Source organism: Campylobacter sp. 7477a (genome assembly GCF_014892335.1).
Lineage (GTDB): Bacteria > Campylobacterota > Campylobacteria > Campylobacterales > Campylobacteraceae > Campylobacter_A > Campylobacter_A californiensis.
Genome location: NZ_JADBJH010000008.1, coordinates 1 through 20,942 on the forward strand (window position 1 = coordinate 1; position 20,942 = coordinate 20,942).

Annotated in this window: 29 protein-coding genes and 2 pseudogenes; 21 read left to right on the forward strand and 10 right to left on the reverse strand. The window is 37.6% G+C overall.

All coding sequences use genetic code 11. The features are described 5' to 3' along the window. Positions 1 to 366, reverse strand: a 366-nt coding sequence (locus CCAL5182_RS04820; protein WP_336610405.1) for a hypothetical protein, incomplete at its 3' end; no start/stop codon positions are given. A 17-nt stretch (positions 367 to 383) separates the two neighbouring features. On the opposite strand from CCAL5182_RS04820, the gene CCAL5182_RS04825 reads away from it, so the two are divergent. The 9 genes from CCAL5182_RS04825 to radA all read left to right on the forward strand — a co-directional run bounded on the left by CCAL5182_RS04825 (position 384) and on the right by radA (position 6,146). Further along, entirely contained in the window at positions 384 to 674 is a 291-nt protein-coding gene (locus CCAL5182_RS04825; RefSeq protein WP_336610406.1) for a hypothetical protein, read from the forward strand. Further along, a complete protein-coding gene (locus CCAL5182_RS04830; RefSeq protein ID WP_336610407.1) occupies positions 622 to 945 on the forward strand; it encodes a hypothetical protein in 324 nt (107 codons plus the stop codon). The genes CCAL5182_RS04825 and CCAL5182_RS04830 overlap by 53 nt, the downstream gene beginning before the upstream one ends. Next, entirely contained in the window at positions 942 to 1,298 is a 357-nt protein-coding gene (locus tag CCAL5182_RS04835) for a hypothetical protein (RefSeq protein ID WP_336610408.1), read from the forward strand. Before CCAL5182_RS04830 ends, CCAL5182_RS04835 begins: the two co-directional genes overlap by 4 nt. 17 nt (positions 1,299 to 1,315) lie before the next feature. Continuing rightward, the gene (locus CCAL5182_RS04840) at positions 1,316 to 2,005 is read left to right on the forward strand and encodes a hypothetical protein (RefSeq protein ID WP_336610409.1); all 690 of its coding nucleotides are present in this window, start codon (positions 1,316 to 1,318) and stop codon (positions 2,003 to 2,005) included. A 140-nt stretch (positions 2,006 to 2,145) separates the two neighbouring features. Next, on the forward strand, positions 2,146 to 2,718 hold the full coding sequence (locus CCAL5182_RS04845) for a TlpA family protein disulfide reductase (RefSeq protein WP_336610410.1): 573 nt from the start codon (positions 2,146 to 2,148) through the stop codon (positions 2,716 to 2,718). Beyond that, positions 2,718 to 3,584, forward strand: a complete 867-nt coding sequence (ftsY, locus tag CCAL5182_RS04850) for a signal recognition particle-docking protein FtsY (protein ID WP_336610411.1) — start codon at positions 2,718 to 2,720, stop codon at positions 3,582 to 3,584. The genes CCAL5182_RS04845 and ftsY overlap by 1 nt, the downstream gene beginning before the upstream one ends. Beyond that, positions 3,577 to 3,924 carry a VanZ family protein gene (locus CCAL5182_RS04855; RefSeq protein ID WP_169938663.1) on the forward strand — a complete coding sequence of 116 codons (348 nt, stop codon included), beginning with the start codon at positions 3,577 to 3,579 and terminating at the stop codon, positions 3,922 to 3,924. Before ftsY ends, CCAL5182_RS04855 begins: the two co-directional genes overlap by 8 nt. Further along, on the forward strand, positions 3,905 to 4,813 hold the full coding sequence (locus CCAL5182_RS04860; protein ID WP_336610412.1) for a DMT family transporter: 909 nt from the start codon (positions 3,905 to 3,907) through the stop codon (positions 4,811 to 4,813). Before CCAL5182_RS04855 ends, CCAL5182_RS04860 begins: the two co-directional genes overlap by 20 nt. Continuing rightward, entirely contained in the window at positions 4,806 to 6,146 is a 1,341-nt protein-coding gene (gene radA, locus CCAL5182_RS04865) for a DNA repair protein RadA (protein WP_336610413.1), read from the forward strand. Before CCAL5182_RS04860 ends, radA begins: the two co-directional genes overlap by 8 nt. A 25-nt stretch (positions 6,147 to 6,171) precedes the next feature. Here the strand turns inward: radA and CCAL5182_RS04870 are convergent, their stop codons facing one another. Genes CCAL5182_RS04870 through fliL form a run of 3 tightly spaced genes read right to left on the reverse strand, consistent with a single transcriptional unit; the run spans position 6,172 to position 10,394 of the window. Next, positions 6,172 to 9,462: a DUF748 domain-containing protein gene (locus tag CCAL5182_RS04870; RefSeq protein ID WP_336610414.1), complete on the reverse strand. Its 3,291-nt coding sequence runs from the start codon at positions 9,460 to 9,462 to the stop codon at positions 6,172 to 6,174. Between the two features lie 42 nt (positions 9,463 to 9,504). After that, complete coding sequence (gene acpS / locus CCAL5182_RS04875; RefSeq protein WP_169938655.1) at positions 9,505 to 9,855, reverse strand: holo-ACP synthase; 351 nt, start codon at positions 9,853 to 9,855, stop codon at positions 9,505 to 9,507. Then, positions 9,852 to 10,394, reverse strand: coding sequence for a flagellar basal body-associated protein FliL (fliL, locus tag CCAL5182_RS04880; RefSeq protein WP_169972204.1), 543 nt, complete (start codon positions 10,392 to 10,394; stop codon positions 9,852 to 9,854). The genes acpS and fliL overlap by 4 nt, the downstream gene beginning before the upstream one ends. 57 nt (positions 10,395 to 10,451) lie before the next feature. On the opposite strand from fliL, the gene ybaK reads away from it, so the two are divergent. Continuing rightward, a complete protein-coding gene (gene ybaK, locus CCAL5182_RS04885; protein WP_169972203.1) occupies positions 10,452 to 10,937 on the forward strand; it encodes a Cys-tRNA(Pro) deacylase in 486 nt (161 codons plus the stop codon). A gap of 12 nt (positions 10,938 to 10,949) precedes the next feature. Here the strand turns inward: ybaK and CCAL5182_RS04890 are convergent, their stop codons facing one another. The 3 genes and pseudogenes from CCAL5182_RS04890 to CCAL5182_RS04900 all read right to left on the reverse strand — a co-directional run. Beyond that, on the reverse strand, positions 10,950 to 12,113 hold the full coding sequence (locus CCAL5182_RS04890; protein ID WP_336610415.1) for an acetylornithine transaminase: 1,164 nt from the start codon (positions 12,111 to 12,113) through the stop codon (positions 10,950 to 10,952). Between the two features lies 1 nt (position 12,114). After that, a complete protein-coding gene (locus CCAL5182_RS04895) occupies positions 12,115 to 12,729 on the reverse strand; it encodes a trimeric intracellular cation channel family protein (RefSeq protein ID WP_336610416.1) in 615 nt (204 codons plus the stop codon). Positions 12,730 to 12,823: 94 nt separating this feature from the next. Continuing rightward, positions 12,824 to 13,300: pseudogene (locus CCAL5182_RS04900) on the reverse strand (molybdopterin dinucleotide binding domain-containing protein); the annotation flags it as partial. Between the two features lie 52 nt (positions 13,301 to 13,352). On the opposite strand from CCAL5182_RS04900, the gene CCAL5182_RS04905 reads away from it, so the two are divergent. Further along, entirely contained in the window at positions 13,353 to 13,556 is a 204-nt protein-coding gene (locus CCAL5182_RS04905; protein WP_336610418.1) for a hypothetical protein, read from the forward strand. Between the two features lie 12 nt (positions 13,557 to 13,568). Here the strand turns inward: CCAL5182_RS04905 and CCAL5182_RS04910 are convergent, their stop codons facing one another. Both CCAL5182_RS04910 and CCAL5182_RS04915 read right to left on the reverse strand, forming a co-directional pair. Beyond that, positions 13,569 to 13,742, reverse strand: coding sequence for a hypothetical protein (locus CCAL5182_RS04910; protein WP_336610419.1), 174 nt, complete (start codon positions 13,740 to 13,742; stop codon positions 13,569 to 13,571). 31 nt (positions 13,743 to 13,773) lie between these two features. Continuing rightward, positions 13,774 to 14,142, reverse strand: a pseudogene (locus CCAL5182_RS04915) (molybdopterin oxidoreductase family protein); the annotation flags it as partial. 186 nt (positions 14,143 to 14,328) lie between these two features. Here CCAL5182_RS04915 and CCAL5182_RS04920 point away from each other — a divergent pair. After that, positions 14,329 to 14,985: a lipid-binding SYLF domain-containing protein gene (locus CCAL5182_RS04920; RefSeq protein WP_336610421.1), complete on the forward strand. Its 657-nt coding sequence runs from the start codon at positions 14,329 to 14,331 to the stop codon at positions 14,983 to 14,985. Here the strand turns inward: CCAL5182_RS04920 and CCAL5182_RS04925 are convergent. After that, the gene (locus tag CCAL5182_RS04925) at positions 14,982 to 15,191 is read right to left on the reverse strand and encodes a hypothetical protein (RefSeq protein WP_169938641.1); all 210 of its coding nucleotides are present in this window, start codon (positions 15,189 to 15,191) and stop codon (positions 14,982 to 14,984) included. The genes CCAL5182_RS04920 and CCAL5182_RS04925 overlap by 4 nt on opposite strands. Positions 15,192 to 15,324: 133 nt before the next feature. On the opposite strand from CCAL5182_RS04925, the gene CCAL5182_RS04930 reads away from it, so the two are divergent. From CCAL5182_RS04930 to modD, 9 genes are all read left to right on the forward strand, one after another. Beyond that, positions 15,325 to 15,771, forward strand: coding sequence for a Fur family transcriptional regulator (locus CCAL5182_RS04930; RefSeq protein WP_169938639.1), 447 nt, complete (start codon positions 15,325 to 15,327; stop codon positions 15,769 to 15,771). Between the two features lie 86 nt (positions 15,772 to 15,857). Further along, positions 15,858 to 16,181, forward strand: coding sequence for an HMA2 domain-containing protein (locus tag CCAL5182_RS04935; RefSeq protein WP_169972199.1), 324 nt, complete (start codon positions 15,858 to 15,860; stop codon positions 16,179 to 16,181). After that, positions 16,174 to 16,818 carry a ferritin-like domain-containing protein gene (locus CCAL5182_RS04940; RefSeq protein WP_169972198.1) on the forward strand — a complete coding sequence of 215 codons (645 nt, stop codon included), beginning with the start codon at positions 16,174 to 16,176 and terminating at the stop codon, positions 16,816 to 16,818. The genes CCAL5182_RS04935 and CCAL5182_RS04940 overlap by 8 nt, the downstream gene beginning before the upstream one ends. Further along, entirely contained in the window at positions 16,818 to 17,141 is a 324-nt protein-coding gene (locus tag CCAL5182_RS04945) for a hypothetical protein (RefSeq protein WP_228026746.1), read from the forward strand. Before CCAL5182_RS04940 ends, CCAL5182_RS04945 begins: the two co-directional genes overlap by 1 nt. A gap of 10 nt (positions 17,142 to 17,151) precedes the next feature. Next, positions 17,152 to 17,460 carry a hypothetical protein gene (locus tag CCAL5182_RS04950; protein WP_169999642.1) on the forward strand — a complete coding sequence of 103 codons (309 nt, stop codon included), beginning with the start codon at positions 17,152 to 17,154 and terminating at the stop codon, positions 17,458 to 17,460. Beyond that, the gene (locus tag CCAL5182_RS04955) at positions 17,461 to 17,769 is read left to right on the forward strand and encodes a YtxH domain-containing protein (RefSeq protein WP_169999644.1); all 309 of its coding nucleotides are present in this window, start codon (positions 17,461 to 17,463) and stop codon (positions 17,767 to 17,769) included. Further along, positions 17,738 to 19,828, forward strand: coding sequence for a heavy metal translocating P-type ATPase (locus CCAL5182_RS04960; protein ID WP_442862141.1), 2,091 nt, complete (start codon positions 17,738 to 17,740; stop codon positions 19,826 to 19,828). The genes CCAL5182_RS04955 and CCAL5182_RS04960 overlap by 32 nt, the downstream gene beginning before the upstream one ends. Continuing rightward, positions 19,818 to 20,087, forward strand: coding sequence for a helicase (locus tag CCAL5182_RS04965; protein ID WP_169938628.1), 270 nt, complete (start codon positions 19,818 to 19,820; stop codon positions 20,085 to 20,087). Before CCAL5182_RS04960 ends, CCAL5182_RS04965 begins: the two co-directional genes overlap by 11 nt. Next, positions 20,084 to 20,923, forward strand: a complete 840-nt coding sequence (gene modD / locus CCAL5182_RS04970; protein ID WP_336610423.1) for a ModD protein — start codon at positions 20,084 to 20,086, stop codon at positions 20,921 to 20,923. The genes CCAL5182_RS04965 and modD overlap by 4 nt, the downstream gene beginning before the upstream one ends. Positions 20,924 to 20,942 lie beyond the last annotated feature (19 nt).

Here is a 20,942-nt window from a genome sequence, read left to right on the forward strand (position 1 = left end):
CATCTTAGTCGTATCGTTGCCGTCAGATTCTACCGGTGGTTTGTCATCAGCCATATTTTTCACCTCCTTTCTATAAGTTGTGGAAAAATAGTTGTATGATATATGAGCTGTAGCAAATGCAAAACATAAAAAGGCTAAAAACAAAAAAGCACCTCCCCATCTAATAAAAAAAGACCTAAATTTAACTATATCAGAGTTAAAATCAAAGGCTTTTTTGGTATCTTTTATAAGATTTACAAGACCTTGGGCATAGCTCCATTTATCGTGTTTGATATTAGCTATAGTTTTTGGCTCAAAGTATATAAATTGCTTTTCTTTGTTGTGATACAAGGCAAACAGCAAAAGACCCATTGAAATAACACACAATAAGAGGGTTGCGGATAATGCAAATAGACCAAAAGATGTTATCAGCTTTTCTTTATATAAGCGGCGAGGTCGAAAATTTAAAGGCAAACGAGATATCGGGCGTAAATTCGGATCGTAATTTAGACGGGTCGCAAGAAAATCAAGAGAGCGATTCTGATAAAAAAGTAGAGGGCGCCCAAGAAAATCAAAATTTAGGCGATGACGAAGCCTCTACGGATAGCCAAGCTTTAAAAGACGGCGATAAGGAGAAAAAAGGTGGAGCCGCTAACAAAACAAAAGCTGGCGCAGTGGGCAAAAACAAGTCTTAAAAATCCGAATGAGATCACGGACGATGTTTGCGAACGTGCGATAAACGACGCTTTAGAGGCGTGTAAAGATCGCGACGCGCCTTACTTCGCGGCGGAGGATTTTGCATATATTAGGCTAAAGCTTTATTTGAAAGTAGAGCTTGACGAGATGGACGTTACGCTGTATGAAGCGGCGCAAAAGGCGATCAAAAGCGCACCGTTTTTAAACACAGACGGCACGCTAGTATCGGCTAAATTTTATAAGAGCCGAAATAGAGAGAACCTAATATGAACTCAATCGATGAAACGGCAAGAGATCTAAAGAGCGAATTCGGCTTACTTGAGCTTGCAAGTATCGAAGCTCTCGACCAAAACGGAGATTATATCGTATTTGACGGGTTAGAGAGTATCGACGATATTAGCGACTATGCGATTTTTAGCGTGATAGTCGCTAGAAACACGCTTGTAGGCGAAAAAAGCGGGGTTTTAAGCAGGATAGACGAGCTTAGAAGAGATCTGTTTAAATTTGGAGCCAAGCAAGGCGAAAAGATCGTGTTTGGCGCAAAGGCGGCGTTTGTAACTAGCACGCTTTACTGCGTGCGGTTACAAATTAAAATCAAAATTATCGGCTTTATAGAGCCGTAAAAAGCAAGGAGAAAAACATGCCAAACGAAAAACTGGCGCGCCTATCAAGCGGCGAGGTTAGATTTACTCCCATAAATTCAAATGGCGAGTATGGAGATGAGATAACACTTGGCTATAACCAAAAAGTCAGCCTAAATAGAAGTTCGGAGGTAAAAGAGCTTTTAAGTAACGATACCAGTCTTGGAGCTACTGCGTCTGAGATAGAGACTAAGACGACTTATGAGTTTAGCACCGAAATAGGCGACTTAAGCCTTAGCAATTTAGCGCTAGCCTTTAAGGGGCTTATCCAAGATAAGACCTATCAGGCTGGAGATAAATTCATAAACGGCAAGGTCATACTTGACGGCAACGCGAATGTAACCGGCAAGATAGGCGACGCGGTTATAAAGGATAATAAAATTTATATTCTTACCGCTGCGGCTTCAAATAAAACATTCGACTCTTTAAGTTTAGCCGTAAAGACATATCCGACTAAGGTAAAAATTCTAAACCCTGAAAGCAGAAGCAATAACATGGGTCGTATAGTGGTAGATGGTATAAACCTAGCCACCGGCAAAGCGCAAATCCTAGTCATACCGAAAGTGAATCTACGTTATGACGGAGAGTTTGGGATTGTCGGCGATGATTTTATAAAACTAAGCCTAAGCGGAAAAGCGATAAAGGTGGATGGCGAGGACATATTTACGCTAATTGACGGAGTTAATTAAAATGAGAACCAGATTTCCTTTTACATTTAAGCGTAAATCCACTTTGATTTGAAAAGCGGTTTTACAATTTGGTTGCGTTTTAGACGATAAATTTAAAAAATTTTTAGTATAATTTTATCTTTAAATAACGAAGGAGTAGTATGAAATTTAAAAATTTAAGCGTAGCTGTTTTAGCTATATTTTTATTATTAGGCTGTGAAAACAAAGAAAGTTCCAAAGATAGTGCAAAAATTGATACAAATTCTACAGAGAGTAAACTCGCACAAAATGCCGTAAAAGTCGATGAAAAAATCGATCTAAAACTCTTAAGCAATGAAATTTTTTCACTGCAAAAAAGAGAAAACGGCTTTGACATAAAAGATAATGAAAAAGCAACTCTTTTTGTATTTTGGGCGACTTGGTGTCCACCGTGCAAAGCTGAAATTCCGCATCTAAATAATCTAAGTGAAAAATACAAAAAAGAGCTAAACGTTATCGCTGTTTTGCTTGAAGATAAAAACGAGGATGAGATAAAGGCATTTGCGCAAAAATATCAAATCAAATATGACATCGCAATTGGCGAAAGTAATTATTTATTCGAAAAGGCAATAGGCGGTATTTTCGCCCTTCCGTCTTCTGCTTTATTTGACAAAAACGGCGACTACGCATCAGGATATAAAGGTTTGGTGCCTGAAGAGATGTTAGAAAGAGATATACAAAAGGCGATAGAGTAATGTTTGATTTTATAAAAAAGGGTTTTGAGAGAACATTTGGTGCGATAAATAGTGCCAAAAAAGATAAAAAAATTACAAAAGACATCCTAGAAGATATGCTTTTAGAAGCCGATGTCGCTTATGAGATAATCGAAGAGATAATCTACTATCTACCACCACAAGACGATGTAAAAAGAGCCGATCTTAAACGAGTAATGTCGAGCTACTTTATCTATGAAAATGAGCGTAAAATAGCCGATGATAAGCCGTTTGTAGATCTTATTTTTGGCGTAAACGGTGCAGGCAAAACCACAACCATCGCCAAACTAGCAAATTTATACAAAACAAGTGGCAAAAGCGTGATTTTAGGTGCTTGTGATACTTTTAGAGCAGGAGCTATCGAGCAACTTCGCCAATGGTCTTTAAAAATAGATGTGCCTATAGTAGCTACACAGCAAGGACATGATCCTTCAGCAGTTGCCTTTGATACGATAAGTTCGGCTCTTGCAAAAGACATCGATCGTGTAATACTTGATACCGCAGGAAGGCTTCAAAACCAAACAAATTTAGCAAACGAACTTAGCAAGATCGTAAGAATTTCAAGCAAAGCATACGAAAAAGCCCCACACCGTAAAATTTTAATCCTAGACGGAACGCAAGGTAACGCAGGCGTCGCTCAAGCAAAGGCTTTTAACGATATAGTTAGGCTTGATGGAGTTATCATCACAAAACTTGACGGTACTCCGAAAGGCGGAGCTTTATTTGGCGTGGCAAGAGAGCTAGAACTGCCGATACTTTACATCGGTGTCGGTGAGAGCATGAACGACTTAGTAAAATTTAACCCAGATGAGTTTTTAGATGGTTTAATGGACGTAATTTTTGGATAAGCTATACAAATTTGGCTTTTTTGCAACGCTTTTTGTGGTAGAATTTTTAGCTACAACTTCAAGAAAAATCACTGTAAATGAGCTGTTTTGGGATAAGACAAATCACATACTCGCCTTTTTTGTCCTTTATGTGCTTTTAAATTTAGCTTTTGAGCTTAAATTTTGGTACAAATTTGTGCTACTTTTGGCTTACGGCATACAAATTGAGCTAGTCCAAAGCCTCTTGCCAAATCGATTTTTTAGTCTTTTTGACGTGTTAGCCGACAGTGTCGGGATAACACTTGGGGCCATCTTTACGATAATTTTTACAAAAATAAAACATGAATTTATACTTAAATAGCAAAAGCGCCTCTCTTGGGCTTATCGTCGGTTGTGTTTTGTTCGGACTTGGAAGTATTATCGTTTCAACCGTATCACTTGGGGCTTATGCGGTTACATTTTGGCGCTTAATTATAGCTTCGGTGATATTTTACACCATAGTAAAATACTTTAATAAAAGTTTACCGACAAACAAAAAAGCTAAATTTTACGCCGCTCTATCAGGGTTTTTTCTAGCTTATGATCTAGCCTTATGGCACGAAAGTATATACGCGGTAGGGCCTGGAATTTCCACATTATTAAATAGCTTGCAAATTTTCTGGCTTTCGTTTATAGGATGTGTTTTATATAACGAAAAGCAAGGCGCACTTGGAATTTTAAGTCTTATACTTGCAACACTTGGCGTAGCTCTTATAGCATATCCTGAGCTAAATTCAAACACAAATGCCATCTGGGGGTTTATAGCAGGTATCGGCTCTGGTGGCTGTTTGGCGATATCCATGCTTTTTGTAAAAAAATCTCAAGAAGTTCAAAGGATAAGTGTCTTTTCGTTGATGTTTATCTTAAGTATCAGCGGTGCCATCTCGCTCCTTCCTGTAAGCATCATCATAGACAGTCTAAATTTCTTTCCAAAAAATTTTAAAGAAATTGGGCTTGTTTTTATATATGGTGCTATCATGCAATGTGTAGCTTGGGGGCTTATAGCCTACTGTGTACCGCTTTTGTCACTTTCGCTTACAGGTCTTTTGTTGTTAAGCGAACCCGTTGCGGCACTTTTGATAGATGCGTTTTTGTTAGATAAATTTATAACAAAATTTCAGTGGCTAGGAGCGGCGATAACAATGTTTGCCATATATCTTGGCTCTATAAAAAATAAAAAACAACGGCTTAAAGGAAGAAAAAATGGCTAAAAGTAAAACTGTTTTTGAGTGTCAAGCTTGCGGTAATCAACAAGGAAAATGGATCGGCAAATGCCCAAACTGTGGTGCTTGGGATAGCTTTATCGAGCTTAGCGATACACAAATAAAAATATCAAAAGAGCTGGCTAAATTTTCATCATCTCCAAGCAAGGCAGTTAGTATGGATAAAGTAGAGATCGAAAACATCAAGCGCTTTAGCACAGATGATGCCGAGCTTGACTTAGTGCTTGGAGGAGGTGTAGTAGAAGGTTCATTGGTGCTAATTGGCGGAAGCCCAGGAATAGGCAAATCAACCCTTCTTTTAAAAATTTCTTCAAATTTGGCAAAAAACGGCAAAAAAACACTCTATGTAAGCGGCGAAGAAAGCGCTAGTCAGATCAAAATGAGAGCCCAGAGGTTAAACGCCGTGGATAAAAATTTATTTTTACTCACAGAGATAAATCTTGAAACCATCTTAAGTGAAGCCAAAAAAAACGAATACAAAGTGCTAGTTGTCGACTCTATCCAGACACTTTATAGCCAAAACGTAAGCTCCGCTCCAGGATCAGTTTCGCAAGTTAGAGAGATAACATTTGAACTCATGAGACTGGCTAAAGAGCAAGAAATTTGTGTTTTCATCATCGGTCATATAACAAAAGACGGCTCGATCGCAGGTCCTAGGATACTTGAGCACATGGTTGACGTCGTGCTTTATTTTGAAGGAGACGCCTCAAGAGAGCTAAGAATGCTAAGAGGATTTAAAAACCGTTTTGGTTCAACAAGTGAGGTTGGAATTTTTGAAATGAGCGCCAACGGTCTTGTTTGTGCTACAGAAATTGCAAGTAAATTTTTCACACGGGGCAACGCGGTGTCAGGCTCTGCTATAACCGTCATAATGGAAGGCTCAAGGGCTTTAAGCGTGGAAATTCAAGCCCTAGTATGCGAAAGCGCCTATCCTAAACGTAGCTCCACAGGATATGAGAAAAACCGCCTTGATATGCTTTTGGCTCTGCTTGAACGCAAACTTGAAATTCCACTTGGACATTATGACGTTTTTATCAATGTTTCAGGCGGAGTTAAGATAAATGAAACTGCCGCCGATCTTGCCGTCGTAGCAGCTATCATCTCAAGTTTTAGAAATCGCCCGATAAGCAAAGATAGTATATTTATCGGTGAACTTAGTTTAAACGGCGAAATTCGAGATGTTTTTAACATAGACGAAAGACTAAAAGAGGCAAAAAGACAAAAATTTAAAAATGCGATCATACCCAGTAAACCACTTGATACGCAGGGCATAAAATGCTTTTATGCAAAAGAGATAACACAAGTTTTGGAGTGGATGTGATGACCTGGATAACACCGGTCATGATTTATTTATTTTCTACACCCATAGGTATCGGCACATAAAGATCCATTTGTGCCTTAACTGCTTGTATCTTTTCTAAAACCACTATCTGGTCCGCCGATATACCGACATCTATCATCGCTTGCTTTAATTTTTGCGCTCTATTTTTGGCTAGCTTATCAAGAGTATCTTCATCAATCTTTCTAGCTCTAACCAAAGCCTCATATGCATTAGTCGGTTGGTTTTTAAACTGTCTGGCGGCCATTTGGCGTATGACTTCGTCTTGTGTACCATTTGTTTTACTTGAAGCCATCATCACGTCTCTATCAAACAACCTCTTTTGGACTGCGTATCTATCCACTTCTTCATCATAAGAAGGCGTAATGATTAAATTTATATCCTTTTTGGCATCGGTTATCTTTTTAAATTCATCTATCTTTTTCATCTGAGACTTCATCATCTCGTCGCTACCTGCCGTAAAATCGATACTGGCTAGCTCATCAGCATTTTCTACTCCAAGCATATTCCCAAGAAGTCTAAAAGGAGAAGTCACAACATCTGTAAATATCTGCATGATGGCTTGCAGTACTATACCACCGTAACTAAATTCTGGATTTTCAAGATCACCTCCGACAGGTAAATTTAGCTTTATTACGTTGTTTGAGTCTTGAAGTACCGAGATGGCAAGCTGCAAAGGCAAGCTAACTGCGCTAGATGACTCCACACTTTCTCCAAGTTTTATGGTGTCTATACGTATGCCATTATCACCTTTCATCTGAGAATCTTCGATATTATATACCAACGATAAGTCAAGCACCCCACCCTCTATCTTACGTCCAACAAAGGTCGCGCTATATGGAGTTACTTCGTTTAGCTCGATATCTTTAAATTTCAAGCTAATATCGCTAAATTTTTTAGGCTCTAGCGCGTTTATCCTCATTTGGATATTTGCGCTACCTCCTTTACCTATAGTTCCGCTAGATGTTATCTCTGAGATGGTGTTTTTCCTTATGTTGTCAACTTTTGCATTTAAATTTTTTATCTTAAACAAAAACGGTAAAACCAGGCTAGCATCGCTAAAATCAACACTCATGTCATTTAAGGCAACATCTTGTATCTGCACCCCAAATTTATCGGCACTTTTACTTTTAAGTTCTTTTTTTGCTTCGTTTTGGCTGTTAACTTTTGCCAAAAGCGCTAAATTTAAGCTTTTGTTATCATCAACATGAGCACGAAGATGTGGGCTGTTTATCGTCACGCCGTCTATCTTTACTCCATTTTCATTTAAATTTATATTTTTTATTTTTGCATTTTTTAAATTTATAATTTGCAAGTTATTACTATCGTTTATAACAATATCGTCCAAATTTACATGTGAATTTATCTGATAGCTTTTATCAAATTTAACATTTGCATTAACACTTAGATTGCCACCTGCGATAAAGCCGTTAATGTAGTGTTTTGAGATCTTATTTAACTCTTTTAGTTTGCTGTTAAGCTTTATGTTTAGATCTGATTTTAGCGGCTCAAGCCTTGCGTTGCCTTTTAAATTTATATCAACTTTTTCACCACTTGTAATGCTTGCATTTATATCAAACGGTTTTGAAAGATCGCTTGAAAAGCCGCCTATTTTGGCATTTTTAAGAACTATCTCATGAGTTAGAACAGAAGGAAGAAAGCCTTGCGTGATGTTTGACTTTGCATTTATGATCTCGATATTTTTGACATTTGCGACAAACTGTTTTTTGCTATAGTTATTTGCTGTTGCCGCTTTTTTATCGGTCTGTTTTGCGGAAGTTTTCTTTAAAATAGCAAGATTATTTATTGCTTTTGCACCGTTTTTGCTTATCTCATCGTTGTAAAATAGCTCAAGCACTTTTATGTTTTTTACATCAAGTATGTTTTCTTTAAGATTAAAACTTATATCTTCAAGACTAAGTTTGTCAAGTCCGCCAAATACTTTATCTCTTGAAAACAGATCGCTTTTTTTGGCGTCAAAAGAGCCAAGTGCAAGTCTTTCATTATCAAATTTAAGCTCATTTGCATTTAGACTATCAATGTTAAGTAGTTTTTCTCCCGCTACTTTTATGACACTAGTTTGTGAGTTAAAATTTTTAAGATCCGCGACAATCTTTGCGTCACTATCTTTTAAAGACACTAAAGTGTTTAGCTCGTTAAATTCAAAGACAGACTGTGATAACTCCGTGTCATAACCTTTAAATTTAATGTCGCTTAAGCCAAATTTTGGCAACCTTGTAGTGATACTTTTAAAATCATCTCTAGCCCTTATGAGCATATCGTCTATATAAATTTTATCACTACCCATGGCTATTTCTGCGTTTTTAAAGCTCATTTTATCCAGCGAAGTTTTGCCGATTTTTACATCTGCAATACTTGTCTTAACAAAGTCTCCGTTTAAAGAGATATCATCTAAACTAAATTTATCAAATGAAATGTTACCATCCAAATTTAGCACTTCAAATTCATTTGCTTGAAGTTTTGCCTTATTTACATTTATATTCACGCCGTTATCTAGGCTTAGCTCGTAGTTTAGCTTTGCATCAAGCGTGCCTTTTGTTATGTTTACATCAGGCTGGTTTATGTAGCTTTGCCATATTTTGTTCATTTTTAGTCCACTAAATTTAACATCGCCATATATTTTTAAAGGATTTAAACTAACTCCGCCACTCCAATCAAACGTCTCAAACAAGCTTGAGCTTGTATCAAGATCGTGCTTTCCTGCGCTATACTCTTTTAAATTTATATCATTTATAGTATAGCTTAGATCATTAAAGGAGACCACAAATGGCTCTTTTAAACTCATGTCGGCATATTGAGCGCCGCCGTTTATAATCTCAAACAAATTTAACGTAAAGTTAAAAAAACTCTCGTTATCTGCCTGATTGCTTGCATTATCTTCACTTGTTTTACTTGCAACCAAAGGCTCAAAGTTAAAACCAAGCTCCCTATCTCGCGTAATATTTATAAATGGATTTGTTAAGCGAAAAACATCAACATTTACATTTCCTGAAAAAATCTCCTTAAAATTTAAACTCACGTCGATACTGTCTGCCCTAAAAAGATCATTGTATGTTTTTAGACTTACCTTAGTTGCGTTTAGTTCAAATTTATATGGATGAAATTTAGCCTCTTTGATCTCCAAAGTCGCATTTTTATCGGCTATAAATTTTGGTGCGATATCCGTTATAAGCCAAGGAATACCGAAGAATCCAAATAAAGTATAAAACAAAACAATTAAGCTAAATGAAGTTATGACGATGCAAGATTTTTTATATTTGTGATAGAAATTTTTCAAATTTGACCTTTAAAATTTGAAATGACGGCTAAGCTAGTTATCCTAAAAACACTCCAGCATAACTGCTGCAATGGCAAATCCTCCATCGTGAGCTATGCTTAAACTGGCATTTTTTATATTAAATTTCTCATAAACTTTAGGTGTAAATTTTAAAATGGGTGCATTTTTCGCATCTTTTTCAACGATAATGTCAAAAAAACTGCACTCAGCACTTATACCGACGCCAAGAGCCTTGCTAGCAGCCTCTTTTGCCGCCCAAAAACCAGCAGCCGTTGCGTCTGACTTAACAAGGGCTATCTCGCTAGGAGATAAAAAACGCGCCAAAAATGTCTCATTATAGCGCGCTTTTAGCCTAGCTATCCTATCTATGGCAACTATGTCTATACCGATCATTGCACCACGAAATCAGTAAAATAGATGTTTTTAATGTATCCATCGCTAAGAACTTCGTTTAACTTGCCAACTATCTCATCTTTAAGCTTGTCTTTACCTTTTGAGGTGCTTACCTCTTCGTAAGTTTTTGAGGACAATGTAACTATGATAATATCACGAAGTAGCGCCTTTTTCTTATCAAGTTCAGGTGTTAAAGTCTCAGCACTTTGTTCCATGTCAATTTTAGTCTTTAAGAAACGTGAGCCGTTTTCACTTAGAAGGTTTACTATAAATTGATCAAGAGGGTATATCGGACCCATATTTGCGTAATTTACAGTGCGCTTGTTGGACTGAGAAGCCGGGGTAAACTGCGCTACTTGTTGCTGTTGAGGTTGTTGCATAGCAGCATTTGCCTGTGCCGTATCATCATCCCCTAGAAGCAAAAACGCCACCAAAGCACCAACTATAAGCAATAATACAAATATCGCCACGATAATGACAATAAGCACACTTTTTGAGCCACCCTTCTTAGACTTTCCTTCTTCTATCTCGTCCGCCATTCTCTCTCCTTAAAATTTTGATACAATTATACAAAAAAAAATCAAAAATGAGAAAAGATGATACATAAAACAAATGCCGCACGGATACTTGATAAATTTAAAATTCCTTATAAAATCATAGAATACGAAGTTGATGAGAGCGATCTTTCAGCCGTTCACGTAGCAAACGTAGCCGCACAACCGATAGAAAAAATTTATAAAACCATAGTTTGTGTTTGCGAGCCAAAAAACTATATCATAGCTTGTATTCAAGGAGACTTGGAGTTAAATTTAAAATCCCTAGCCCAAGCTGCCGGAGTTAAGAGGTGTGAGCTTATAAATTTAAGAGACTTAGAAAAGATCACAGGATATATCAGAGGCGGTTGTTCGCCAATAGGAATGAAAAAACAGTTTGCAACTTTTATAGACGATAGAGCGATAAATTTGCAAGAAATTTATATAAGCGCAGGTGTTAGAGGAAAGCAACTTATGCTAAATCCCCTTGATCTTGCAAAAATTTGCGATGCAAAATTTCAAAGCATCGCAAGATCAGCGCGAGAGTAGTCCCTGCAAATTTTAGGCTTGATACTCATCAAGCGTTTTTTGTAGTCTAGCAAAACCCTCTTTCATCTCTTTTTTGCTTATATTTAAAGGCGGTAAAAACCTAAGCGTTTTAACTCCTGATCGAAGTACCAAAACACGGTTTTTAAGCGCAAGAGAGATAATTTTAGCAAGATCGATACCATCTTTTAGCTCAAGACCCAGCATCATGCCAAGACCTTGTTTTTGCTCAAAAATTTTACCGTTTTTCTTTACAACTTCATCCAGATGTTCGTTAAATTCAGCTGAAATTTTATCCATCTCACCATCTTTTTTTAATGCCTTTAGTTCTTTTAAAGTCGCAAGTCCTACCGAAGTAGCTAGGAAATTTCCGCCAAATGTAGAGCCGTGATCGCCTGGTGTGAATATACTTTTTTTACTAACGCAGGCCCCTATACCAACTCCGCCGCCAAGTCCTTTTGCAAAGGTTATAACATCCGGTTTTATGTCATAAAGCTTACTTGTGATAAACTCGCCGGTTCTATAAACACCGCATTGAACCTCATCGGTTATAAGTAAAAGTTCGCGTTTTTTAAGCTCTTTTGCAAGACGTTTTACCTCATCTTTGTCAAGAGCTTTTATGCCACCTTCGCCTTGAACCAACTCTATCATTACAGCTACGGTATTATCATTTATATTTTTTATAACATCTTCAATCGTTGAGTAAAATTTAAATCCCTCCATATAAGGAGCGAAAATTTCAGGATGAAATTTATCCTGTCCGGTTGCTTGAAGTGTAGCTAATGTCCGTCCATGAAATGAATTTCCTAAAGAAATAATCTCAAATTTCTTCTCTTTAAAATGAGTTGCACCATACTTTCTAGCTAATTTGATCGCACACTCATTAGCTTCTGCGCCTGAGTTACAAAAAAAAGTGTATGTTTTATAGCCGATTTGCTTTGAAATTTCCTTGGCTAAACGCTCTTGCGGCTTGATGTGATATATATTTGAAGTGTGAAGTAAATTTTTAGCCTGCTTAGTAATTGCTCTTACTATTTTTTTATGAGCGTAGCCTAACGCATTTACACCTATACCCGAAGCAAAATCAACATAATCATTACCATCTTCATCAAAAAGAGTAGCACCCTCTCCTCTCTCAAAACCTACATCAAATCTAGCGTAAGTGTCCATTAAATACATTTTAATCCTTTAGCGGCGGCAAACGCCAACCATTATAGTATGCAAACATTCGTATAGTAATACCAAGCGCAAGCAAGCACAGCACGAAAAACACCCCTGTAAAACCTGCCAAATAAAGCAGATAATAGCTAATGCCAACACAAAGACTAATCGTCCCGTAAAGCCCCGTAGTTAAAAACCAAGGCACCTCATTTAGTAAAATATCGCGTAAAATTCCTCCGCCTACGCCGTTAAAAAACGCCATAAGCCCTACGCCAAACACGTTATGACCGTATTCGACAGCAACCATAGCTCCTACTATAGAAAAGCATATCACATCTATAGCGTCGGCAAATATAAATATAAATTTTTTCTCCAATTTATCACGTTTTTTGTGTAAATTCGTAAAATTTGCCACTACAAGCACCAAAATAACAATAATCATAGGCATATAATGTGTAAAACTATAAATCGCCCTACTAACAAGCATATCACGAAGAATACCGCCACCAAGTGCAGTTAAAAATGCCGCCAAAAAAACACCAAGCCAGTCACAGCCCTTCTTTACCCCGAACAAATAACCGCTAAGTGCCGCAGACGCGATACCTATATACTCTATGATTAAGATTATTTCCATCTATACGCTTTAAGTAAATTTTCGGGGTATTTTACAAGTAAAAATATAAATATCGGCTTTAAATTTAGCCCCGCAACCAAACGGGGCTAAAAGCTTAAAACGTCATAGGATGATGATGGAAGTCGTCAAATATGATCTTGTTTGTTTGAAATTTCTCACGCTTTAACTCACGCACGCGTAAAAATTCCTCCTCATCTATCTTTTTGATCTCGATCGCAGCTTTAAATGTCGGCGTCTTGGAGATAAAGTCCCAGCCGGAGCTTGTTAGCTCGTTACAAGAGCTCTCCCAGTAGTGAAAGGTCATCTGTATGATACCGTCAGGCACGCAGTCGGTTATATCGGCTTTTACAACAATATAACCATATCTACTCCAAGCCTTGATAAAATCCCCATGCGATATACCGTAACGAGCTGCCAGCGCGGCACTCATTTCAGCTATCGGACCAATACTATCTCCGCCCTCTTCTATCGCACGAGAACGACGAGTCATCGTTCCTACGGTGTATTGATAAACCTTTCTTGTAGTAAGTAGCTGGATAGGATACTTCTCGTCTGTCTTTTCATCAACATTTGCCATTTGCTAGCCTTTTATGCTAAAATACATATAAAAAAGGAGATCCGAAATGCTAAAATTTATTTTGCAATCTTTTATGATATTTGCCGCGGTTATGCTGTTTGGATTTTCCGTTACGGTCGATCCTATAGGCTGGTGGGCGCTTCTTAAAGATATGTTTGCATTTTTTGTTATAATTCTTACGCTTAGCGTATTTGCGGGATTTGCCGTAGGCATTTGGCGCGAATTAAAACAACGACGACAAAAGATATAATCTATTTTCATCTCACTCCCCCAAATTTTTATTTATAACGCCGCAGTAGCGCTTTGAAATTTCAAACATCCATAAAAAATCAATCTTTGTGCGTTTGCAAAATGCCTTTAGCGCCAAGCTGTCGCACTCAAAGTATCCGCCGCCTAGTCCTTGCCTTATAACCGATGAGAGGTTTAAGCCTCTCATTATTAAAGTCTCAAACTCGTCAAGCCCAAACTTGTGCAACGTAGTTATCTTCCAAGGTGCAACGTGCAGAAAAATTTCCCGCTAAAGCATCAGCGCCATGTTTGGCAACCACCTCTTTTATCTTGTTTGAGACAAGATCAAGCGCTTCGTCCCACTCTGCCTCTACTAGATCGCCGTCTTTGCTAAACACTCCGTCTTTTTTACGGATCAATGGTTTTACTAGTCGGTCTGGAGAGCCTACATAGTCCCAGCCGTAGCTACCTTTTAAACAGAGACTTCCTTCGTTTACGGGGTTATCCTCAACACCAACGGCTGCTTTTATCACGTTGTTTTCGACAAACAATTCTACCTCGCAGCCGGTTCCGCAATACGGGCAAATGACTTTACCACCACTTTTCATCGTATTCTCCTTTACCTGTTTTACAGGTTATTTTAAATATGTTATTTTTGCATATTTAATTATGCAATTTTTACACAATTAACTTTAAATAAATATAAATTTTTATTTAATTTTTTAAATTAATTAAATATTTTTATATTATATACTTACTAGAATTTAATATAATTAGAACAAAAAGGAATCAAAATGCGTAAAATTCTACTCATGTTGGCATTTTTTACCACTATTTTATCGGCCGATATTGTGCAAAACCAAAAAGTAAAACGCGCCATAAACGTCCTAAATGACTTTATCATAGAAAATAAAGATCAAAATTTATTAAAAGACGCTAGCGCGATAGCGATATTTACAGATCTTACCAAGGGTGGAGCCGGAGTTAGCGTTATAAATGGCAAAGGTATCTTTGTGGCTAAAAATGATGACGGTCAAATTTCAAGTCCGTTTTTTGTGGATTTTTCAGGAATTGAGCTTGGTGCAACCCTTGGATTAAGCTCTGTTGATCTTATCATCGTTTACAAAAACTCTCGCAGCTATCATAAAATTTTTGAAAATAACCATAGAATTTCCCTAAGCACACAAGCAACGATGATAAATAACGCAAGCGGAGGCGCTATAACCACAAATGCCCCTGAATTTTTTGCCTACGCAAGAGAGTCATCTAACTCAAGAGGAATTTATCTTGGAGTTGGAATTCAAATTTCACATATGGGAATAAACAGACAAGATACGATAGATTATTACGATAGGATATACGACTACGAAGATATTTATAACAATAGCCCAAAAGCTAGTAAATACACAAAGAAGTTGCAAGAACTAGCTAGGCAAAGTTTTAAAGGTTAGATTGTAAATAAAGAGATGAAGCGTTTTTTAGGTATAGGCGAAAACTGCGTCATATACTCAAACGCTTCTTCATAATCCCCATCCGTAAAAGTCGCAACATGCTCTATAAGCTCATAAAGCTCTTCATCATCCATAGAGTCGAAACTGCCGCGATTTTCTAAAATTTCAAGTAAAACCGCATCTAATTCAAGCTCGTCATACGTCATTAGTTTTCCTTAAGTCAAAAAATTGCGAAACTATACCAAAACAACCTTATATTTGGCTTTATTTTCTTTATAGTTAATATGAGGTATTATTATAAATACTTAGTAATTAATATCAAATTTGCGGTGATACAAGATGGAAAACTTTGAAAATTTTTATAAAAATTTATCACATTTTATGAGTGAGTTTAACCATAAAAATTCATACGCAAAAGAGAAAATTTTACTTATTTTATATCATGCCTCATCGCATTTAAGCGCAGCCGATATAAAAGACGAATTTCTTAAAAGACACAAACAAAACATCTCCATGCCAAGCATCTATGCTTTACTAAATTTCTTAAGCGAGTGTAACCTTACAAACGTATATGACGACAACGGCGTAAGAAAATTTGAGTTAAATTTAACCGCACATCACGATCATCTTATCTGTGAAAGATGTGGAAAAGTTAAGAGCTTTAGAGATGATTTTATAGAAGACGCTCAGGATAAAATTTGTAAAGATAAAAATTTCACTTGCATATCGCACTCGATGATACTTTATGGAATATGTGATGAGTGTCTGAAAAACAATTTCTCATAATAATTTGGATTTTGATAACGAGAGGCAAAAAACTTTAAGTAACATTTAAGTTACTTAATTACATAATGCCGACAAAAGGATAAAAAATGGATATAAATTTAGAAATTTTAATGCAAATATCAAGCTATTTTAGCAAGATAGCTCACACTCCGGGTCGCCTTAGAGTTAGGGTTGATCCAAAGATCAAGGATCTTTCGCAAAGCGTAAATTTAGGTGAACTTGACAGTGTTATAGCAAAGATAAACGGCATAAAAAACGTCAAATTTAACAAGATCATCGGCTCTGTAACGATCGAGTATGACAATGAAATTTTCCCTAAAATTTTATGGGACGATCTTCTTGAGGGACAAAATTTAGACCAAATTTCAGTCAAGATAAACAACATCGCAAAAGAGGTGTATTGTGCATAACGACTTTTTGGACGCAGCGTATTTAAGCGAAAAAAATGCTCAAATTTTATATGAAATTTTAAACGAATTTGATGATGTTTTTAGAGAAATTTACGCCCTAAGACAAAATGCCATAACCCTTATACAAACATATGCCAAGGTTAAAAAGCTTAAGCTAAACGAAGATGAGACGCAAAATGCGTTTTTAAAACCGACTTGCGCCCAGGATGCATTTATATGTGCGTTAAATTATGAAATTCAACTAAATAAAATGTATGAAAATTTCTGTGAAAATTTAGACGATGATGAGCTAAAAGATCTATTTTTTAGACTTTGGGCTACATCAAATAACGAATACATCGTCGCCCTAAAAGCAAAACTTTCTAAGACCATGTCTGGCGACAAAGATGATCAAAATAATATAAAAAATTTAATACAAAATTTACAAGAAAAAGGCTATGAGGGTGTTATAAACGAATACCAAGAAAATTTCGCTAAAATAAGCAACGATCTGCAAGATATCATAAGTGGAAAAGCCGATAAAGCCCAGATGATGAAAATTTTAAATAATCCGAATTTTTCGTTTTTTAGCGGTCTTGCACTAGGCGCTCTTGGTATCTCCATAGTCGGTAAAAATTTAGAACCAAAGGATAAATAATGATACAAAATACAAACAAGAAAGGAGCTAAAATGGCACTTCCATTTATTGCAGGCGTCGCATTGGGCGCATTGGCTGTAGTAGCCTACAACAAAAGAGATAAGGTAAAAGAGTGTGCGGCTGACGGCTTTGAAAAAGGTAAAGAAACCGCAAAAGACCTTTTTAAAAAAAGCAAAGATATCGCAGGTGACGTAAAGGAATTTACTCAAGAAAAGATCTTAAAAACTCAAACAAAAAGCGAGAAAAAACCAGCCGCTAAAAAAAGTGTTAAAAAACCGTCTACTGCTAAAGCAAAACCGCAAGTAGCTAACGATCAAGCATAGGGGATATAATATGAGCAAAAGCAAAGCTCTTATGCTTTCAACAACTAGACTGCCGTTTGACCACTTCGTAAGTGGCGCTCTAGTGGGTGCTATGAGCGCGACTGCGCTTGAGCTAGGAAATAAAAACAAAAAAACTCCCCTTGGTGTCGCAAAGAGAGTTTTGAAATTTAGCCTAGGCGGCGGCGTGGTGGCAGCCGTAGGCATAAGTGCGTCAAACTCTATCGCCAAAGGAAACTACATGAGTGCGGCTACAAAGACCGCCCTTGGTATCGGTGCACTAATTTTAATAGAAAATTTAATAAAACCGGAGAGTAACTAAATGAAAAATCCATATATCGACAACCAAGAAATTCAAGTTCAAGTAACTACACCTCCCCAAAACGGAGTAGATAAAGCTATAAACGAAGCGGCCAAAGAACTACCTTTTGTTCCTGAAAATTTTAATGCCGCAGGCTTTATAAAAGGGCTACTTATCGGCGGTGTAGCAGCTTATGTGCTTACTAATCCCAAAGCGCAAGAGCGCCTTTTTAAAGCTATCATAAAAGGCGGAGAGCTTGTAAATGCCGGTATAGAAGAGCTAAAAGAGCGGTTTGAAGATGTCAAAGCAGAGCTTGAAGCACAAAAATAATCTACGTATCGCACATCACTGCGGTAACCGAATTCGTATCATCTGTGACGAGCTAAACAACAGAAGCGACGTAAGTGTCATAGAGGCCAATATCGGCGAGCACAAAGGCATAAAAAGCGTGCGCGTAAACAAATACGCAAAAAGTATCGTTGTAGAGTATTTTGGCGATCTTGATGAAATTTTAAATTTCATACAAAATTTAAAGATCCCAAAAAAGCCAAAAGACACTTCCTTGCCAAGTAAGGTCGAGATATACAAGTCAGGTGCCGTAATGGCGATAAGTCCGCTCATCTCTAGCAATTACACAAAAACTGCGTTGGGACTTTATGCAAGTAGTGCGAATTTACTACAAGGCGTAAAAGAACTAAAAGAAGAGGGAGTAACATCTAAAGTTCTTGAGTCTATGGCTGTTGGCGTTAGCCTTGCAAGAGGCGACCATCTAGCCGCAAACAGCACAAATTTCATGTTAAATTTAGGCGAATACATGGAAGAAAGTGCCTCTCATAGAAGCGATGATCTCATAAAAGAGCTTGCAAGACCAAATATCGAAGAGGTTTGGATAGAAATTCGCCAAGAAGACGGCAGCCTAGGACTTAAAAAAGTAAAAACCCAAAAACTTAAAAAAGGCGACATAGTAGTTGTCGGCGCAGGAGAGAGCATAGGCATAGACGGATATATAGTTGACGGAAATGCCAGTGTGAATCAAGTCTCAATGACCGGAGAGGCAGAACCTATCGCTAGATCAAGAGGCGACCGCGTCATGAGCGGGACTGTCGTCGAAGATGGCCGGATCAAAATTTGGGCTGAAAATGTTGGCGACGAAACAGCTACGGCCCGTATCAAAGAATACATCCAAAGCTCATTAAACGAAAAATCAAGCGTCGGGCTAAAAGCTACAAAGCTGGCCGACAAACTAGTACCGGTCACTCTATCTTTAGCTGGTGTGTCCTATCTGATAAACCGCGATATGAACAGTGTCGCAAGCGTGCTTCAAGCAGACTACTCTTGTGCGCTTAAACTAGCAACTCCGGTGGCTTTTAAGTCAAGTATCTCAAAGGCCGGAAGAAACGGGATTTTAATCAAAGGCGCGAAGGCGATCGAAGCTTTAAATTTGGCAGATACTTTTGTGTTTGATAAAACAGGAACTCTAACCCATGGAAGACTTAGCGTGGTCAAGATATTTTCGTTCAAGAAAAATTTGAGCGAAGAAGATATCTTAAATTTAACCGCAAGCGCCGAAGAGCACTACTTCCACCCTGTAGCAGAGGCGATCGTAGAAGCCGCCAATAAACGCGGTTTTCATCATATACATCACGATGAGGTCGAATTTATCGTTGCACACGGCGTCAAAACATCCATGGATAAAAAAGAGGTCGTTATCGGTTCAAGACACTTTTTAGAAGATGACGAAGGTATAAGCTTTGCCGGGCAAGATAAAGTCATACAAGATGCACTAAACAAAGGACTAACCCTACTTTATGTCGGATACGACAAAGAACTAGTCGGCGTCATCGCGATGAAAGATGATATGCGAGAAAACGCAAAAGCCACATTAGACAAGCTAAGAACTCTTGGCGTAAAAGAGATTATTATGTTAAGCGGAGATATAAAAGCAAAAGCTCAAGAGGTTGCTAAAGAGCTTGGTTGTGACCGCGTATACGCAGAATGTTTGCCAACGGATAAAGCAAAGATAATAGAAGAACTAAAAGCCGAAGGTAAAAATGTTGCATTTATAGGAGATGGCATCAACGATGCACCAAGTCTAACAAAAGCAAACGTAGGCATAAGTATGCACAAGGGTGCAGACATAGCAAAGGCAACTGCTGATATAAGCCTACTTAAGGACGATATAGCAAGTGTTGCTATCGCCAAAGAGTTGTCTGTAAAAACAATGAAGCTAATCGGCTCAAATTTTAACTCAACCGTTGGTATAAATACCGCCATCCTAGCAGCAGCAACATTTGGCATGCTAAACCCTATCGCAACCGCAATACTGCACAACGGAACTACGATCTGGTTACTTTTAAATTCAATGAAAGGTGTAAAATTTGCAAAATAAAATTTTAAACGGCTCATTACTAAATCTTGAGACTCAAAGAAAAGTCGCAAAAGTCGGCCTTGGCGTGTCACTTGGAGTGGTTACATTAAGTGCGTTTGGCATGAAAAACAAAACTATAAAAGCGCTACATATCATATCAGGCGTAGCACTTGTCGGCTTTAGCATATATCATCACGGACTTTACAATAATGGTTTTGCGCAAAAAATTATAACCCAACAGTCCAAAAAACGTAAGAAAATAGCCCTTAGCGCAAAATGATAAGTGACGTAAAAATTTGGGAGTATATCCACTCCGATCTCCCGTTAAACGATCTTACAACTTCACTTTGCAAGGGTAAAGAGCGCCCTGCTAAGCTTGAAATTTTTACACGCGAGCGAATTGTTTTAAGCAACGCAGCCACAGCAATACGCATAGCAGAATTTCTTGAATGCAAAGATGTAAACACAGGAAAAGACGGTGAAATTTATAAAGCAAAAGAGCAGATATTTAACGCGAGCGGTAGCTTTGAAAATTTACATAAAGCATGGAAGCTGATACAAATTTTATTTGAATACTCGTGTAAAATTTCAACACATACTGCAGACATGGTAGCTTTATGTAAGGACGCTAGCCCGTATTGTCAAGTCCAAACCACGCGAAAAAACTTTCCTTTTGCAAAAGAATTTTGCCTAAATGCCGTTATAAGCGGCGGTGGACGCATACATAGGGCAAATCTTAGCGACAGCGTGCTATTTTTCGCAAACCATATCAAGGCTTACAAAAGTTTTGAAAATTTCTGCGAACATATAGCCGACTTTAAAACCAATCTGCCAGAAAAAAAGATAATGATAGAGTGTGAAAATTTAAGCGAATTTCAAACACTTTTGCATTACAAGCCGGACGTTATCCAGTGTGATAAATTTAGCCCATCGCAGCTTAGTAAAGCCATAGAGCTTAAAAATAAAACAAATTCAAGCATCATAGTAACTGCAGCAGGAGGTATAAATTTAAAAAACTGCAAGGAGTTTGCAAAGACAGGCATAAATGCGGTAATAACATCGGCACCATACACTCAAGGCACAGCCGATCTTACAGGTAAAATTTCATTTATATAGGCAAAGGGTCAAAGGCTTG